This is a genomic window from Streptomyces sp. NPDC093546 (assembly GCF_044765045.1).
Lineage (GTDB): Bacteria > Actinomycetota > Actinomycetes > Streptomycetales > Streptomycetaceae > Streptomyces.
Genome location: NZ_JBIWJG010000020.1, coordinates 88873 through 106065, shown reverse-complemented (window position 1 = coordinate 106065; position 17193 = coordinate 88873). Strand labels below are relative to the sequence as shown.

General features: G+C 73.4%; 13 protein-coding genes. 7 read left to right on the top strand and 6 right to left on the bottom strand.

What is annotated here, in order from left to right:
• Positions 1-197 precede the first annotated feature (197 nt).
• The 6 genes from ACIRNI_RS30255 to ACIRNI_RS30230 form a co-directional block, all read right to left on the bottom strand.
• On the bottom strand, positions 198-1241 hold the full coding sequence (locus ACIRNI_RS30255; protein WP_403556327.1) for a helix-turn-helix domain-containing protein: 1044 nt from the start codon (positions 1239-1241) through the stop codon (positions 198-200).
• Between the two features lie 231 nt (positions 1242-1472).
• Entirely contained in the window at positions 1473-2387 is a 915-nt protein-coding gene (galU, locus tag ACIRNI_RS30250; RefSeq protein ID WP_403556325.1) for a UTP--glucose-1-phosphate uridylyltransferase GalU, read from the bottom strand.
• A gap of 203 nt (positions 2388-2590) precedes the next feature.
• Positions 2591-3205 (bottom strand): TetR family transcriptional regulator, encoded by a 615-nt coding sequence (locus ACIRNI_RS30245; RefSeq protein WP_403556323.1) that lies wholly within the window; start codon positions 3203-3205, stop codon positions 2591-2593.
• Positions 3199-4563 (bottom strand): hypothetical protein, encoded by a 1365-nt coding sequence (locus ACIRNI_RS30240; RefSeq protein WP_403556321.1) that lies wholly within the window; start codon positions 4561-4563, stop codon positions 3199-3201. Before ACIRNI_RS30240 ends, ACIRNI_RS30245 begins: the two co-directional genes overlap by 7 nt.
• On the bottom strand, positions 4560-6344 hold the full coding sequence (treS, locus tag ACIRNI_RS30235) for a maltose alpha-D-glucosyltransferase (protein ID WP_403556337.1): 1785 nt from the start codon (positions 6342-6344) through the stop codon (positions 4560-4562). The genes ACIRNI_RS30240 and treS overlap by 4 nt, the downstream gene beginning before the upstream one ends.
• Positions 6345-6349: 5 nt before the next feature.
• A complete protein-coding gene (locus ACIRNI_RS30230) occupies positions 6350-8440 on the bottom strand; it encodes a maltotransferase domain-containing protein (protein WP_403556319.1) in 2091 nt (696 codons plus the stop codon).
• A gap of 250 nt (positions 8441-8690) precedes the next feature.
• Here ACIRNI_RS30230 and ACIRNI_RS30225 point away from each other — a divergent pair, with 250 nt between their 5' ends.
• Genes ACIRNI_RS30225 through ACIRNI_RS30195 form a run of 7 tightly spaced genes read left to right on the top strand, consistent with a single transcriptional unit; the run spans position 8691 to position 17091 of the window.
• Positions 8691-9518, top strand: coding sequence for a type 1 glutamine amidotransferase domain-containing protein (locus tag ACIRNI_RS30225; RefSeq protein WP_403556317.1), 828 nt, complete (start codon positions 8691-8693; stop codon positions 9516-9518).
• Positions 9508-11175, top strand: a complete 1668-nt coding sequence (locus tag ACIRNI_RS30220) for a thiamine pyrophosphate-binding protein (RefSeq protein WP_403556315.1) — start codon at positions 9508-9510, stop codon at positions 11173-11175. Before ACIRNI_RS30225 ends, ACIRNI_RS30220 begins: the two co-directional genes overlap by 11 nt.
• 31 nt (positions 11176-11206) lie before the next feature.
• The gene (locus tag ACIRNI_RS30215; protein ID WP_403556313.1) at positions 11207-11659 is read left to right on the top strand and encodes a nuclear transport factor 2 family protein; all 453 of its coding nucleotides are present in this window, start codon (positions 11207-11209) and stop codon (positions 11657-11659) included.
• Between the two features lie 53 nt (positions 11660-11712).
• Positions 11713-12336: a DJ-1/PfpI family protein gene (locus tag ACIRNI_RS30210; protein ID WP_403556311.1), complete on the top strand. Its 624-nt coding sequence runs from the start codon at positions 11713-11715 to the stop codon at positions 12334-12336.
• Positions 12333-14201: an AGE family epimerase/isomerase gene (locus ACIRNI_RS30205; RefSeq protein ID WP_403556309.1), complete on the top strand. Its 1869-nt coding sequence runs from the start codon at positions 12333-12335 to the stop codon at positions 14199-14201. Before ACIRNI_RS30210 ends, ACIRNI_RS30205 begins: the two co-directional genes overlap by 4 nt.
• The gene (locus ACIRNI_RS30200; RefSeq protein WP_403556307.1) at positions 14198-14590 is read left to right on the top strand and encodes an STAS domain-containing protein; all 393 of its coding nucleotides are present in this window, start codon (positions 14198-14200) and stop codon (positions 14588-14590) included. Before ACIRNI_RS30205 ends, ACIRNI_RS30200 begins: the two co-directional genes overlap by 4 nt.
• Positions 14587-17091 carry a sugar phosphate nucleotidyltransferase gene (locus ACIRNI_RS30195; RefSeq protein ID WP_403556305.1) on the top strand — a complete coding sequence of 835 codons (2505 nt, stop codon included), beginning with the start codon at positions 14587-14589 and terminating at the stop codon, positions 17089-17091. The genes ACIRNI_RS30200 and ACIRNI_RS30195 overlap by 4 nt, the downstream gene beginning before the upstream one ends.
• Positions 17092-17193: the final 102 nt, after the last annotated feature.

The window sequence follows — 17193 nt, the reverse complement described above, 5'->3', positions numbered from 1 at the left end:
TGAACTGCGCGATCAGCAACACCACCAGCACCAGCCGCTGCCGGCCCGTCATCCGAGGCGGACCGACAGTCCTCCCCTCACCAACCGACTTCACATCATCAATAACCGACATGGGGACGTTCCTCTCTGGGCACTTCTGGCACTGTCTTGGGGGGTCTTCCGGGGGGAAGCTTCTGGGCGGCGCGGCGCGGCGGACATCAGGTGTCACCGCCCTCCGCGCCGGAGCGGGAGCGCATCCTGATCGCCAGGTCCCGCCAGACCGCGGCGCACTGGTCGGCGGCCGCCGCGACCATGGCCGCGCGGTGCGCCGGCACGGCGGCGAGGATCTGCTGCCGACTGCGGGTGCCGGCCACCTGGACGTCGAACATCCGCAGGAGCAGGCGTCCGGCGTCGCTCAGCCGGAGCGCCGGGTCCTGGCAGAGGTTCCTGACCAGGGCCTCCAGCCCCTGACCGGGCCCGCCGTCACCGGACGCGGGGAGTGCGGCGGACACCCTCGGGGCCTGCTCCGGGACGGCCTTGCGTTCCGCCTCGCGCTGGCGCGGCGGCACCGGGTCCTCGCCGTCGTCGGTCCGCCGCCGTACGTCGCGGACCGTGCCGGGCGACAGGCCCGTGCGCTCCGCGATGGCCCGCAGGGACGCGCCCGGGTCCTCGGCGATGAGGCGGGCGGCGGCCCTGCGGCCCTCGGCGGTGCTGAGCGGGCGGACGCGGCCGTCCTGGCCGATCCGGTGGGTGGCGGCCTCGTCCGGCGGAGCCGTCCGCCGGCGCAGCGCGCCGACGGTCGCGGCGGCGAGCCCGGTGCGGGACGCCACGGCCCGGTCCGACCACTGGGGGTGGGCGGCGAGGATGCGCGCCGCCGCGGCCGTCCGGTCGGCGAGGGTCAGCGGCAGGCCGTGCAGGGTGTTCGACTCGACGGCGAGGACGAACGCGTCCTCGCTGCTGCCGTCGAAGAACCGCACCTCGATGAGGCGCTGTCCGCGCAGCCGCGCGGCCCGCAGCCGGTGCGTCCCGTCGATCACCCGCATGGTGGGCCGGTGCACCACGATCGGGGGCAGCGGGTCGCCGCAGGCCGCGAGGGCCTGGGCGTGTCCCAGGTCCTCGCCCCCGGTGCGCGGTGAGTCGGCGGGCAGCAGGTCGTCGACCGGGATCCGGTGCACACGCTGGTCCACACGCCGGTCCACCGCCTCGTGCAGGGGACCCTCGTTCAGGGGCGTGGACATGGACGTGGACATGGGCGTGGACATGGGCGGGTGCACCCCCTCGGGTGGTGATGTGGTCGGGTGTCAGGTCGCCTTGCGTCCGGCGGTGTTCCGGCCGGATCGGGCACGACAACGAGATTACGTAGATACCGTTCGGTATGCTGCCCTGGCAGGGCCTGCCGGATACGACCTTGGCAACTTGCCCAAGAGGACCGCCCGTTGTGGTGTGCAACCGTGCACCTTGCGCGGTCGCACACCACACGCGCCCCGCGCGGCTCAGCCGACCGGGACGAGCAGCTCCTGCTGCACGTACTCCCCCAGCCAGGCCCGGAAGTCCCGCCCGAGGTCCTCGCGTTCACAGGCGAGGCGGACCGTCGCCTGGAGGAAGCCGAGCCGGTCGCCCGTGTCGTAGCGCCGTCCGGAGAAGACGACGCCGTGCACCGGGCCGGCGTCCTCGCGCACCGCCAGTTCGCGCAGGGCGTCCGTGAGCTGGATCTCGCCGCCGCGACCGGGCGCCGTGCGGCGCAGCACGTCGAAGATCTCCGGGTCGAGTACGTACCGGCCGATGACGGCGTAGTTGCTGGGCGCTTCGCCCGGGGCGGGCTTCTCCACGAGGTCGGTGACGCGCACGGTGTCGCCGCCGGTCGGCCGGACCGCCGCGCAGCCGTAGAGGTGGATCTGGTCGGGGTCGACCTCCATCAGCGCCACCACACTGCCGCCGTACCGGGCCCGCACCTCGGCCATCCTGGCGAGCAGCGGGTCGCGGGGGTCGATCAGGTCGTCGCCCAGCAGGACGGCGAAGGGCTCACGGCCCACGTGCGGCGCCGCGCACAGCACCGCGTGCCCCAGCCCCTTGGGGTCGCCCTGGCGTACGTAGTGGATGGAGGTGGCGAGCTCGGTGGGGGCGCACACGCGGGCGAGCTTGTCCCGGTCGCCCTTGCGCGCGAGGGTCTCCTCGAGCTCGTAGTTGCGGTCGAAGTGGTCTTCCAGGGGGCGCTTGTTCCGCCCCGTCACCATGAGGACGTCCGTCATACCGGCGGAGACGGCTTCTTCGACCACGTACTGGATGGCGGGCTTGTCCACCACCGGCAGCATTTCCTTCGGAGTGGCTTTCGTGGCCGGCAGGAAACGCGTGCCGAGTCCCGCCACCGGGACGACTGCCTTCGTTATGCGGTGCGGAGTCGAATTCATGGGAAAAACGCTAGGCGGTGTGCACGCGGCAGCTGAAGCAACTGCCGTGCCACCAGGCCGACTTCGGCAATTCAGCGAAGGCGCGCAAGGGCGCTGCCCCGGGCGCGCGGCCGCCCCGGCGGTCCCGGTCCTGCCGGGGCCGCCGGGGCGGTCGCCGCAGCGTCAAAGCCGTGGGGCCGGAGCCTCCGCGCCAACGCCCCGGATCAGGCCTGCGGGGCGCGCAGGCCGCGGAGGGCCAGCTCCCAGATGCGGGCGAGCTGGGCGTCGGCGGGGCACGGGGAGCCGTCCGGCTGGGGAAGGCCGTGCAGCCATTCGCGGACCTGTACCTCCGAGCCGGCGACCAGGTGGGCGACGAGCGCCGACACCGTGTCCGGCTCGACGCCCTGCCGCAGTTCGCCCTGCTCGCAGGCGCGTTCGGCCAGGTCCCGGGCGAGCGGCGCCCAGAGGGACGACCAGCTGCCCCCCGCGCTGCGCCAGCCGTCCCGCTCCAGCCGGGCGCAGGCGCGGACGAGGGACTTCTCCCGCAGCAGCCGGGCCAGCGTGACGGTCAGCGCGACCATCCGGTCCAGCGCCGGTGCCGGCTCGTCGGTGGCCGGCCGCTCCAGCGCCGCCCGGGTGGCGGACCGGCCGCACGCGTGCACCGCCTCGGCCAGCTCGTCCTTGGTGGGGAAATGGAAGGTCAGCGCCCCCATGGATATTCCCGCGGATTTGCTCACCCGGGCCAGGGACGTGCCCTCGTAACCGTTCTTGTCGAATTCCTCGGCGGCCGCCACGACGAGGGAGTGCCGCGTCCGTACTGCCCGTTCTTGTTTCACCATGCTTGATTCCCGCTGTTCAGGTGTCCGTGCCGCACCAATTCTGCGACGGCCGCGAGCGGAAGACTGATCCGCTCGGGCCGGTGGTCGTGCTCGTACACCACTTCGTGTACGGCCCTGGCGAGGACGCAGGCCCGGAGCAGGAGCGCGTGCTCCCGCGGATCGAGGCCCGACACCCGCGCGTAGCCGTCGCAGAAGGCGTCCGCGCACCGGGCCGTCCAGTGGCCGGTGTCGGGCGCCCCGGCACAACGGGCCGCGTAGTCGAACGAACGCAGCATGCCCGCTATGTCGGACAAAGGCGAATGCAGGGCTCTGCGTTCGGCCAGGGACACGCCCGGGGCGCCTTCGAAGTCCACCAGGATCCAGTCGGCGGAGGACCGCAGGAGCTGGCCGAGGTGCAGATCGCCGTGGACGCGCTGCGCGGGCGGCCCGGAGGTCAGTGCGGCCAGGCGCTCGTAGGCGGCGCGCACCGCGGGCCGCAGCGGGCGCAGGGCCGCCACCCGTCGGGCGGCCACGTCCAGGTCGGTGGTCAGGTCGCGGCGCAGCGCGGCGATCTCCGCGGCGCCGGTGGGCACGGTGCCGAGCCGCCGCGCCAGGTCGGCGTGGACCCGGGCGACGGCCTCCCCCATGGCGCGCGCTTCCCGGACGAAGGCGCCGCGCAGCACACCGGCGCCCGGCGCCTCACCGGTGGCCGCCGCCGCGCCCGCCGCCGCCGCGCAGGCCGCCGTGAAGCCGTCCGTCGCCTCCGGCAGGTAGTCCTGCACCGTGGCGTACGTGACCGGTTCGCCGTCGAGTTCGCCTTCGACGGCCCCGCGCAACTCCGTGACGTGCGGGTTGGCGGTGGAGCCGAGGGCCCGCAGCAGCTCCACGTCCGGGTTCGTACCGGTGCTGATCCGCCGGAAGATCTTCAGCAGGTAGCGCTCGTCCACGACGACGGAGGTGTGGGTCTGCTCCACGCCCAGCGGCCTGCTGGATCCGGTGGCGGGTACGGCCGGTGCGGCCGACGCGCCCGTGAGCCCCAGCAGCGCGCCGACGAGCGCGGAGTCGCCGACCGCCTCGTAGACGAAGAGGTCGTCCACCCCGGCGATCACGTACGGCTCCAGTTCCGGTGCGAGCACGGCCCGCATGCCCACCGGGACCTGGTAGTACTCGGGCGGGCCGCCGTCGGCGAAGGTGACGCGGAGCAGGAGCAGCACGCCGCGCGCCCCGCCGGTGCGGAGGCTGTCGCCGAACGCGGTGGTCCGCACGATCGACGCCCCCTCCGGGGGGCGGCCCTTGCTGCCGTACCAGCGCTGCCAGGGCAACCAGGCGGTCAGGGCACGCTCCAGCCGGAGGTGGAGGGTGTCCATGTCGACGGTCATGTGCGCGGTCCCTCCGCCGTCGGCGGGGGCGTGGGCGTGGGCGGCGGCGTGAGCGACAGCCAGTAGAAGCCGCGGCCCTGGAGGGAGAGCCGGTAGGGGTGGGCCCCGATCCGGGGGAAGGCGGCTCCGCCCAGCAGCTCGACGGGTACGGCTCCGGCCCACCGGTCCAGGTCCAGTTCGACGGGTTGGGGGTGGCGGGAGAGGTTGTTGACGCACAGCACCGTGTGGGCGGTGCCGTCGTCCTCGGTGTGGTGGCGGACGAAGGCGAAGACCGCGTCGTTGTCGGTGGGGACCTCGGTGTAGGCGCCGGGCCCGAAGGCCGGGTGCGCGCGCCGGGCGGCCAGCATGGCGCGCGTCCAGTGCAGCAGCGAGCCGCCGGCGCCCTGCTGGGCCTCGACGTTGACCGCCTGGTAGCCGTAGACCGGGTCCATGACGACCGGCAGGACGAGCCGGCCGGGGTCGCCGGTGGAGAAGCCGGCGTTGCGGTCGGGGCTCCACTGCATGGGGGTGCGGACGGCGTCCCGGTCGTCGAGCCAGATGTTGTCGCCCATGCCGATCTCGTCGCCGTAGTAGAGCACCGGCGACCCGGGCAGCGACAGCAGCAGCGCCGTGCACAGCTCCAGCTGGCCGCGGTCGCCGTCGAGCAGGGGTGCCAGGCGGCGCCGGATGCCGACGTTGATACGCATCCTCGGGTCGCGGGCGTACTGCGCGTAGAGGTAGGCGCGCTCCTCGTCGGTGACCATCTCCAGCGTCAGCTCGTCGTGGTTGCGCAGGAAGATGCCCCACTGGCAGCCCTCCGGCAGCTCGGGGGTCTTGGCGAGGATCTCCGACAGGGGGCGGGCCGTCTCGCGGCGTACGGACATGAACAGGCGCGGCATGAGGGGGAAGTGGAACGCCATGTGGCACTCGTCGCCGCCCGTGGAGGTCTCGCCGAAGTAGTCGACGAGCTCCTCGGGGCGCTGGTTGGCCTCGGCGAGCAGCACCCGGCCGGGGTACTCGTTGTCCAGCGTCTTGCGGACGAGCTTGAGGAAGTCGTGCGTGGCGGGCAGGTTCTCGCAACTCGTGCCCTCCTGTGCGTACAGGTACGGCACGGCGTCCAGGCGGAAGCCGTCCACGCCGAGGTCGAGCCAGAAGCCGAGCGCGTCGAGCATGGCCGCCCGTACGGCCGGGTTCTCGTAGTTGAGGTCCGGCTGGTGGCTGAAGAAGCGGTGCCAGTAGTACTGCTTGCGGACCGGGTCGAAGGCCCAGTTGGAGGTCTCGGTGTCGGTGAAGATGATCCGGGCGTCGGGGTAGCCGGTGTCGTCGTCGGCCCAGACGTAGAAGTCGCCGTACGGGCCGGACGGGTCGCGGCGTGACTCCTGGAACCACGGGTGCTGGTCGCTGGTGTGGTTCATGACCATGTCGATGATGACCCGGATGCCGCGGCTGTGGGCGGCGTCGAGCAGGTCGACGAAGTCGTCCAGGGTGCCGAAGTCGGGGCGCACACTGCGGTAGTCGGCGATGTCGTAGCCGCCGTCGCGCAGCGGCGAGCAGTAGAAGGGCGGCAGCCACAGGCAGTCCACGCCGAGCCACTGGAGGTAGTCCAGCCGCCGGGTCAGCCCCTTCAGGTCGCCGATGCCGTCGCCGTCGCTGTCCTGGAAGGCGCTGACGAGGACCTCGTAGAAGACGGCCCGCTTGTACCAGTGGGGTGCGTACGGGAGCGGGGACGCGCGGCGCGCGGGCGGTCTCGGGGCCGGGCCGTCGGCGAGCACGCCGTGCAGGGACAGCGGCGGGAGTTCCATGAAGGTCACTGGTCGCTCCAGGTGAAGACGTGGGCCACGGACTGCTGGGGGTCGATCTTGAGGTCGAGTACGGGACCGAGCTCGGCGGTCCGGCCCGTCACCTCGTCGACGGCGTGGACGCGCCGGCCGGGGGCCAGGCCCAGGGCCGCCGTGTCGAGCCGTACGGTGGCCTGTTCCGTCTCGTCCGGGGTGAGGGTGACGGCGCACAGGACGGTGTCGCCGCTGACCGGGTCGCGCTTGGAGTAGACGAGGACCCGGTCGTTGCCGGTGGGGTGGAAGTGCAGCGAGCGGAGCTGCTGGAGGGCGGGGTGGCGCCGCCGCAGGGTGTTGAGGAGGGTGATCCAGGGCTCCAGCGAGGGGCCCGCGGCGGTGTGGTCGCGGGGGCGCAGTTCGTACTTCTCCGAGGCGCGGTACTCCTCCTCGCCCGGCACGAGCGGGTCGTTCTCGTACCGCTCGAACCCGCTGTACACGCCCCAGCTCGGCGACAGCGTGGCCGCCAGCGCCGCGCGCAGCGCGAAGACGGCCGGCTGCCCGCTCTGGAGGTGGACGGGGAGGATGTCGGGGGTGTTGACGAAGAAGTTGGGCCGGAACCAGGCGGCCGCCTCCCCCGTCAGCTCGGTGAGGTAGTCGGTCAGCTCGCGCTTGCCCGTCTTCCAGGTGAAGTAGGTGTACGACTGGCTGAACCCGAGCTTCGACAGCCCGTGCTGGACGGCGGGCCGGGTGAACGCCTCCGCCAGGAACAGCACGTCGGGTTCGGTGGACTGGACGTCGCGGATCAGCCGGTGCCAGAAGTCCGGCGGCTTGGTGTGGGGGTTGTCGACGCGGAAGATCCGTACGCCCCGGCCGGTCCAGAAGCGGACGATCCGCAGGATCTCCGCGGAGAGGCCTTCGGGGTCGTTGTCGAAGTTCAGCGGGACGATGTCCTCGTACGTCTTGGGCGGGTTCTCCGCGCAGGCGATGGTGCCGTCGGGGCGGTGGGTGAACCACTCCGGGTGCTCGCGCAGCCAGGGGTGGTCGGGCGAGCACTGGAGGGCGAGGTCCATCGCCACCTCCAGGCCGGCGCGGCGGGCGGCGGCGACGAAGGCGTCGAAGTCCTCCAGGGTGCCGAGGTCCGGGTGGACCGCGTCGTGTCCGCCGGCCGCCGATCCGATGGCCCAGGGCGATCCGACGTCGCCGGGGGCGGCGCTCAGGGCGTTGTCGCGGCCCTTGCGGGCGGTGGTGCCGATGGGGTGGACCGGCGGCAGGTACACCACGTCGAAGCCCATGCGGGCGATCCGGGGCAGCTCGCCGACGGCCGTCCGGAAGGTGCCGTGCCGCGGGGTCCCGTCGGCGGCCCGCCCTCCGGTGGAGCGGGGGAAGAACTCGTACCAGCTGCCGTACAGCGCCCGGCGCCGCTCCACGCGCACGCGGTACGCCGGGCTGTCGGCCGCCAGGGCGCGCAGCGGGTGCCGGTCCATGACGGCGCGCACGGCGGGGCTCAGCGCGGCGAACAGCGCCTCGGAGCCGGTCGCGCCGGTTGCTTCGGTCACGCCGGTCGCGTCGATCCCGTCGCCGGTCGCGCCGGTCGGACCGGTCACGCCGGTCGCGCCGCGCAGCGCGTGCGCGGCCCGGAGCAGCGCCTCGGCGTGGCGCGTCTCAACCGCCCCGGCGGCAACTCCCGCACCGGGCGCCCCTACGGCGCCACGCGGCGCCGCCTCCTCGGCGAGGAGCCGCGCCGCCTGGTCCAGGAGCCTCGCGCCCGTCTCCGGGTCGCCCGACCCGCCGGGCGGGAGGCCGGCCGCGCGGCGGGCCTCCGCCGCCTGCAGCCAGGTCTGCCACGGATCCGTCCAGGCCCGGATCCGGAAGGTGAACTCACCCGTGCCCTCGGGCACGATCACGGCCCGCCACCGGTCGGTCTCCGGGTCCGACGGTCGCAGCGGTGTCTCGCGGCAGGACCCGTCCGGGCCGGTCCACAGCACCGCGGCGGCGAGCGCCTCATGGCCCTCGCGCCACACGGTCGCCTCCACGGGCAGGGCTTCGCCCACCACCGCTTTGGCGGGAAAGCGCCCCAGACCGACGACCGGTGACACGTCGTCGATGAACAGTCGGCCGCTCATGTCCGCCCCCTCTCACGGCTCGCACTGATGCACTCGGTATGTCCGGGGAGAACGGGCGTGCGGCGCGCCCCGTTTCCGTTGCGCGGGAATCCCCGCTACTTCGGCAACTCGCTCCAGTGTCACCAACGCGCCGGGCGTGTCTTGCCGATGGCGTACTCCTGAGGTTTGACTCAAACTCCACGTTGTCCCGGCACACCGGACGCCGAATTCCGCCATGCCGCCGGGCTTTTTCCACCGCATGGAGCCTTTCGTGTCCCAACGCATTCTCGTGGCCCTGTCCGAATACGGTTACTGGGGCGAGGAACTGGTCGGCCCGCTCGGCGTGTTCGACGCCCGGGGCTACCGCACCACGTTCCTCACGCCCACTGGGAAGCGGGCGCACGCGCTGCCACCGAGCCTCGATCCGCACTACCTGGACCCTCCGCTGGGGCGTACGGTCACCACCGCCGACATGGCCCGGCGCGCCCGTGAGCTGGACGGATCCGACCGGCTCGACCAGCCGCTGTCGCTCGCCGGGCTGCTCCCCGAGCGCCCGTACCTCAGCGCGCTGAACCACCTCCGGGAGCTGGAGGAGTACCACCGCCGGCTCGCCGCGGTCACCGACGACCTGCTCGCCGGATTCGACGCCCTCGTCATCGTCGGGGGCAGCGGCCCGATCGTGGACCTCGCCAACAACGAGCGGCTCCACGAGATCATCCTGGCGTTCGCGGCGGCGGACCGGCCGATCCTCGCGGAATGCTACGGAGTGGCGGCGCTGGCATTCGCGCGTGACCCGGAGACCCGCACCAGCCTGCTGTGGGGCAAACACGTCACGGGACACCCGAAGGAATACGACTACAAGGACGGGACCGGTTTCCTCGGAACCGATTTCGTGATGGGGCCGCCGCCCTATCCCCTGGAGTACATCCTCCGGGACGCCACCGGGCCGGACGGCGGATTCCACGGGAACGTCGGCAAGGAGACCTCGGTCGTCGTCGACTTCCCGTTCGTCACGGCCCGTTCGACGCCGGACTCGACCCTGGCCGGCGAGCTGCTGGCCGAGGTCCTGGACGGGGGGCTGCGCCGCCATGGCTGGTGAGGTGGAGCCGCGCCCCGCCAAGGCCGCGCTCTTCGAGCAGTTCGCCGCCGACGGCCTCCACCACATGTTCGGCAACCCCGGCACGGTGGAGCAGGGCTTCCTCGACCTCGTCGACGCCGGTGACACGTCGTACGTCCTCGCCCTGCACGAAGGCGTGGCGGTGGCCATGGCCGACGGCTACGCCCGCGCCTCGGGGCGCCCGGCGCTCGTGCAGCTGCACAGCAGCGCGGGACTCGGCAACGCGATCGGCATGCTCTACCAGGCTCTGCGCGGCGGCTCCCCGCTGGTCGCGCTGGCGGGCGAGGCGGGCCTGCGGTACGACGCGATGGACGCGCAGATGGCCGCCGACCTGGTGGCGATGGCCGCGCCCGTCACCAAGTACGCCACCCGGGTCGTGCACCCGGACTCGGTGCTGCGGGTGCTGCGCCGTGCCGTGAAGATCGCGGCGACGCCGCCGCGCGGCCCCGTGCTGGTGGTGCTGCCGGCCGACGTGCTGGAGGAGCTCACGGACGAGCCGGCCGTTCCCGCCCCGGTCCCGGTGACGCGTTGCGCACCGGACGCGGCGACCACGCGGGAGGCGGCGGACCTGCTGCTCGCCGGGGAGCGGCCGTTGATCCTCATGGGCGACGGCGTCGCCGTCAGCGGGGCGCAGCGGGAGCTCACGGACGTCGCGGAGCGGCTGGGCGCACGGGTCTGGGGGGTGAACTCCTCCGAGGTCAACATGGACACCACGCACCCGCTCTTCGGCGGTGTCCTCGGGCACATGTCGGGCGACGACAGCGCCCGTGTGGTGGCCGGGGCCGACGCCGTGCTGATCGTGGGCACGTACGTGTTCCCCGAGGTCTTCCCCCGGCTGGCGAGCCCCTTCCGGCCCGGGGCACGGCTGGTCCACATCGACGCGGACCCGTACGAGATCGCCAAGAACTTCCCCGTCGACCTGGGCGTGGCCGCCGACCCGAAGGCGGCACTGGGCGCCCTCACGGCCGAGCTGGACCGCCGGGGCCGCCAGGGCCGACAGGGCCGTACGGCCGCCGTGTCCGGGGAGGGACGGGCTACGACTCCGACGGCGACGACGGCGGCGGCTCCGGCGACAACGGCACCCTCCATGATGGAACGTTTCTGCAAGGCGCTGGCCGCCCGGGCACCGCACAACCTCGCCGTGTTCGACGAGGCCCTGACCGCCTCCGCCGACCTGGTGCGGCATCTGCCTCCCCGCGTCCCGGGCACGTACTTCCAGACCCGGGGCGGCTCCCTGGGCGTCGGGATCCCCGGTGCCCTGGGCGTGAAGCTCGCACGGCCGGACCTGGAGGTGTTCGGGTTCACCGGGGACGGCGGCAGCATGTACACGATCCAGGCGCTGTGGACCGCCGCCCGGTACGGCATCGACGCCACCTTCGTCATCTGCAACAACGGCCGTTACCGGCTGCTCGATCTGAACCTCGGCGTCTACCGCGGGGCGCGGCCCGACGGCAGGCGGCAGGCCGACCTGCCGTCGGCGTTCGACCTGTCCCGGCCCGCCATCGGCTTCACCGGACTGGCGCGGTCCCTCGGCGTGCCGGCGGTGCGCGTGGAGACCCCCGAGCAGATCGGCCCGGCGATCGACACCGCGCTGAGTGGCACGGGCCCGTTCCTGATCGATCTCGTCACCGCGTACTGACTGCCCCCCCGTTACGGAGAAGAGACCACCCATGCCCCCTGTCACCGGCCTCCTCACCCGGTCCGCCGTGGAACGGACCGTCACCGACTGGTACGCCGCCCTCGACCGGCACGCCCCCGTCGAGGAGGTGCTGCACCATCTGGTCCCGCGCGGACTCGTCATGCGCTTCCCCGAGGGCACCGTCCGGGGGCTGTCCGGCTTCCGCTCCTGGTACCGCAAGGTCTGCGCGCTGTACTTCGACGAGCTGCACCGGGTCGACGCGGTCGCCGTCCGCCCGGTCACCCCGCTCAGCGCGGAGGTCGAGGTCACCGTCAACTGGCGCACCCGCGTGTGGAGTGCGCCCGACGCGTACAGCCGGACCCTCGACTTCGACGCCCGGCAGACCTGGTCGGTCGTGCTGCTCGACGGCCGGCCCCGTATCCGCGCCTACACCGTGGACGCCCTCACGCCCCGGCCCGGGCCCCTGGCCCCGGCCCCCGCGTGACGTCCCTTCCGAACCGACCCTTCCGTACTTCTCACCCGCGGGGGAATGTGAGCATGGCAAGCATCAGGCCGCTGTCGGACGGCCCCCTGGCCGGCAAACGCATCGGCGTCCTCATGGAGAACGACTTCGCCGAGGACGAGATCGCCTACTTCGAACGGCGGTTCGCCGAGGAGGGCGCCCACGTCGAGCTGCTGACCCGGCTGTGGGGCCGTGACTCCCTCACCTTCCACGGGCACGTCCACCGCGGCGAGGTCCGCGTGGCGGGCGACCTGGAGGCCCTCGGCTACCACGAACTGTCCCGGCTGTCCGCGCTGGTGGTACCGGGCGGGATGGTCGCCGACCGGCTGCGCTACAGCGAGGACGTCGGCCGCGAGGCGCCCGCCGTACGGCTGATGCGGCGCGCCTTCGGCATCCCGCACCTGGTGAAGGCGTTCTCCTGCCACGGCCTGCTGCTGCTGTCGGCGGCCAAGGAGCTGATCCGGGGCCGTCCGGTGACCTGCCACAACAACCTCGTCGCCGACGTCCGCAACATGGGCGCCGACTACCTGGACCAGGACCTGGTCGTGGACGGCGACCTCATCACCTCGCGCAGCGCGGACCACTGCCACCTCCTGGCGCGCACCGTGATCGAGACGCTGGCCCGCCCCGGGGGCGCCGCCGCGGGAGCCGCCGCGTGAGCGCCGTACAGAGCCCCGTGGCGTCGTTCTCCGACACGATGGCCGGCTACGTCGAGCGGTACGCGGGCGACCGGCTGACGCTGCGCACCCTGGGCGGTGCGCCGGTGACGCTGGAGGTCACCGCGGCCACCTCCGCGCAGCGGCTGCGCAACCTCGGCGAGCCGTACCAGGACGTGACCGGCCGGCTGGCGGAGCACCTGGTGCCGGGCGCCCTGGTGTTCAGCTACGGGCCGGTCTACCACGGCGGCCCGGACGGTCCGCGCTGCCAGGTCGACCACCTCGTCGTGGCGGGCGGCGGCCCCGGAACGCCGTACCCGCACCCGCACGAGGAGCCGGGGTGGTGGACCGCCCAGCTGCGGCGGCTCGCCGGCTTCTACCACCGCGCCCAGTTCGGCGGCGGCCCGGCCGACTTCGGGCAGTACCGCACCGAACTGCGCGGCGGCGGCGAGAAGTCCGCGTACGGCGTACAGGAGACGGACACCATCTCCCGGCTGGTGTACGGGATGGCCACCACCTACCTGCTCACCGGTGACGAGACCTACCTCGACACCGCCGAGCGCGGCTGCCGCTACCTCCACGACCACCTGCGCTTCCACGACGGGGCGGAGGACGTCGTGTACTGGTACCACGGCATCGAGAAGCACCCGCTCGGCGAACGGAAGCTGTTCGCCTCGGAGTTCGGCGACGAACACCGGGCCCTGCCCGCGTACGAACAGATCTACGCGCTCGTGGGTCTGGCCCAGACGTACCGGATCACCGGCGACCCGGTGGTCCGGGCGGACATCGACGGCACCGTACGGCTCTTCGAGCGCTTCTACGCCGACCGCAGGCTCGGCGGCTACTACTCCCACATCGACCCGGTCACCCTCAGCCCGCACGCCGACAGCCTGGGCCCCAACCGGTCCCGCAAGAACTGGAACTCCGTCGGGGACCACGCGCCCGCGTACCTGATCAACCTCTACCTGGCCACCGGGGACGAGCGGCATCTGCGCATGCTGGAGCACACCTTCGACATGATCGTGGAGCACATGCCGGAGCGCGGCGGCGCCAGCCCCTTCGTCAACGAGCGCTTCCACGCCGACTGGTCCCCCGACCACCACTGGGGCTGGCAACGGAACCACGCGGTCGTCGGCCACAACCTGAAGATCGTCTGGAACCTGCTGCGCATGCAGTCGGCCCGCCCCAAGCGCGAGTACCGGGCACTGGCCGAGCGCCTCGGCGCCCTGCTGCCCGACATCGGTCGGGACGGCCAGCGCGGCGGCTGGTACGACCTCATGGAGCGCGAGCCGCGCGACGGCCGGCACGCCTTCGCGTACCACGACCGCAAGGCGTGGTGGCAGCAGGAGCAGGCGATCCTCGCCTATCTGCTGCTGGCCGCCCACACGGACGACGCCGGGCACCTGCGGCACGCGCGCGAGGCCGCAGCGTTCTACAACGCCTTCTTCCTCGACCACGACGCCGGCGCCGTCCACTTCACCGTGCTCGCCCAGGGCATCCCGTACGCGGTCGGCAACGAACGCCTCAAGGGCAGCCACGCGATGTCCATGTACCACAAGGCGGAGCTCTGCTACCTCGCCGAGGTGTACCAGCGGCTGCTGATCCAGGGCGAGCCGCTGGAGCTCTGGTACAAGCCGCGGCCGGACGCCGCGTTCCCGGGACGCGTCCTGCGGGTCGCGCCCGACCTCCTGCCGCCCGGAAAGGTCCTCCTGGACCGGGTGCTGATCGACGGCGAGCCCTGGTCCGACTTCGACGCCGAGGCCATGGCCGTACGGCTGCCCGACACCGCCGGGCGGCCGACGGTACGGGTCCGCCTGCGGCCCGCCGCGCCCGCACCCGCCCCCGTACGAAAGGGATCCGGCCGATGACCTTCGACGCCTATCTCTCCGTCTCCGGACGGACCGCCGTCCTCCACCTGTCCGGGGAGCTGACCGACGCGCGGGTGGCAGCCCTGCGCGCCCTGCTGGGCCAGGCCGTACGGCAACCGGTGGACCGCCTCGTCCTCAGGGTGGGCGAGCTCGCCTCGCTCACCGCGGGCGGAGTGCGCTGTGTCGCCCTGGCCCAGCAGGAGCTGGCCCCCGGCACCGACCTGGTCCTGGAGGGCGCCCGGGACGAGGTCCTGTCCGCGCTGCGCCTGGGCGGTGTCGACGCCCCCTCCCTGCCGACCGCACTGCCCGTTCCGCCCGAAACCGCTCCGACCGAAACCGCTCCCTTCCCGCTGCACCGCCACCCGTCCGAAAGGAGTCTTTCCCTGTGAAGGCTGTTGTGATGGCCGGAGGCGAGGGCACCCGCCTGCGCCCCCTGACCACGTCCGTGCCCAAGCCGCTGCTCCCCGTCGGCGAACGACCCATCATGGAACACGTACTGAGGCTGCTGCGCAGACACGGCGTCACGGAGACCGTGGTCACCGTGCAGTTCCTCGCCCACCTCATCGAGGAGCGGTTCGGGGACGGTTCGGACCTCGGCATGTCCCTCACGTACGCCCACGAGGAGACCCCGCTCGGGACGGCCGGCAGCGTCAAGAACGCCGAGGACGAGCTGGGCGGCGCCCCCTTCCTGGTGATCTCCGGCGACGCCCTCACCGACATCGACCTGTCGGCGCTGATACGCCACCACCGGGAGCGGCGGGCGATGGTCACCGTCTGCCTGACCCGCGTGCCCGACCCGCTGGAGTTCGGCGTCACCGTGGTCGGCGAGGACGGCCGCATCGAGCGCTTCCTGGAGAAGCCGACCTGGGGCGAGGTGTTCTCCGACACGGTCAACACCGGCATCTACGTGATGGAGCCGGAGGTGCTGGCCCAGGTGCCGGCCGGGGAGCCGGTCGACTGGTCCGGTGACGTCCTGCCCCGGCTGATCGCCCAGGGGGCGGCCGTCCACGGCTATGTCGCCGACGGCTACTGGCAGGACGTCGGCACCCTGGACGGCTACCGGCAGGCCCAGACCGACCTGCTGGACGGCCGCGTGGACTCGGGCGTGCCCGGCACCGAGATCATGCCCGGGGTGTGGGTGGCCGACAGCGCCTGGGTCGACCCGGAGGCCGACGTCCGGGGCCCGGTGGTCATCGGCGAGCACGCGCGGATCGCCGCCGGGGCGCGGGTGCACGAGCACTCGGTGATCGGCGCCCACAGCGTCGTCGAGCCCGGCGCCCACCTCCACCGGGCGGTGCTCCACCCGCACGCGTACGCCGGGGCGCACACGTCCCTGCGCGGGTGCGTCGTGGGCCGCAACACGACCGTCCGGCGCTCCGCGCGCCTGGAGGAGGGCGTGGTCGTCGGCGAGAACTCCCGGGTGGGCGAGGACGCGGTGGTGTCGGCGGGCGTCGTCGTCAACCCGGCGAAGACCATCGGTCCGGGCGCCGTGATCGGCACCGACCTCCTCTGGGACGGCCAGGGCTCCCGCGCCCTGTTCGGGCCGGAGGGCGTCAGCGGTGTCGTCAACGTCGACCTCACGCCCGAACTGACCGTGCGGCTCGCCGGGGCGTACGCGACGACGGTGCCCCACGACGCCACCGTCACCGTCGCCCGCGACCACGCCCAGGGCTCGCGGGTGCTGGCCGCCGCGGTGGTCTCCGCGCTCCAGTCGAGCGGCGTGCACGTACGGGACCTGGGCCACGTCCCGGTGCCCGTCGCGCGGCGCGAGGCCGCGCTCACCGACGGCGGCGTCCTGCTGACGACGACGCCGGGCGCGGTCGACTCGGTGAGCCTGACGTTCCTCGACGCCCACGGCGTGGACCTGCCGCAGGCCGCGCAGCGCAAGCTGGAACGCCTGCTGGGCCAGGGGCAGTTCCGGCGGGCGCCCGCCGGGGAGTTCGGCGCGCTGCTGTCCGGCGAGGAGTCGGCGGCGATCGCGCTGAGCGCGTACACCGAGCGGCTGCTGAAGCGCGTCGACGCCGCGGCGATCCGCGAGCGCGCGCCCAAGGCCGTCGTGGACGCCGCGTTCGGCAGCGGCGCCCTGGTCCTGCCGGGCCTCCTGGACGGGCTCGGCGTCCGCGCCGTCACCCTCAACACCGGCCTCGACGACGAGCGCGCCACCGAGACGGCGGTCGAGCGCCGGGGCGCCCTGCGCTATCTCGGGGACGTTGTCGCCGCCAACCACGCGGACTTCGGCGTACGGATCGACCCCACCGGCCAGCGCGTCTCCGTGGTGGACGAGCGCGGCCGCGAGGTGTCCGACGAGACGCTGCTGCTCCTCATGGTGCAGCTGGTCTCGGCCGAACGGCCCGGCGGCACGGTCGTGCTGCCGCCCACCGTCAGCCGCGCCGCCGAGGACGTCGCCGCCCGGCACGGCGGCCGCGTCCTGCGGACCTCCTCGGCCCCGGACCGGGCCATCCGCGCCGCCGAGGCCGCGGGGACCGTCCTGTCCGCCGACGGCCGGGGCGGTTTCGCGCTGCCGGAGAACTCCCCGTACCACGACGCCTTCGCCGCGCTCGCCCGCCTCACCGCTCTCCTCGCCCGCCGCGCCGCGCCGCTGAGCGCCCTGGTGGAGGCGGTGCCGCGCGTCTTCGTCCGCAGGCGCGAGCTGGCCACCCCGTGGGAGGCGAAGGGCACGGTCATGCGGCAGGTCGCGGAGGCGGCCGCCGGGCTCGAGGTGGACACCACCGAGGGCATCCGCGTGGTGGAGCCGGACGGCCGCTGGGCCCTGGTCCTGCCCGACGCCTCCCGCGCGGTCACCGGCGTCTGGGCGGAGGCCCCGAGCGCCGCGGCGGCCGACGCCCTGCTGACCCGCTGGGCCGAGGCGGTCTCCCGCTCCGCCGCCTGACCCCGGCCCCACGGGCGGCTCCCGAGGCACGCGGCCCCGGGAGCCGCCCGTGGGCGTGGTGTTCCCCTCGGGGTGTCCGCGCCTAGACTTCCCTCGCCCGTA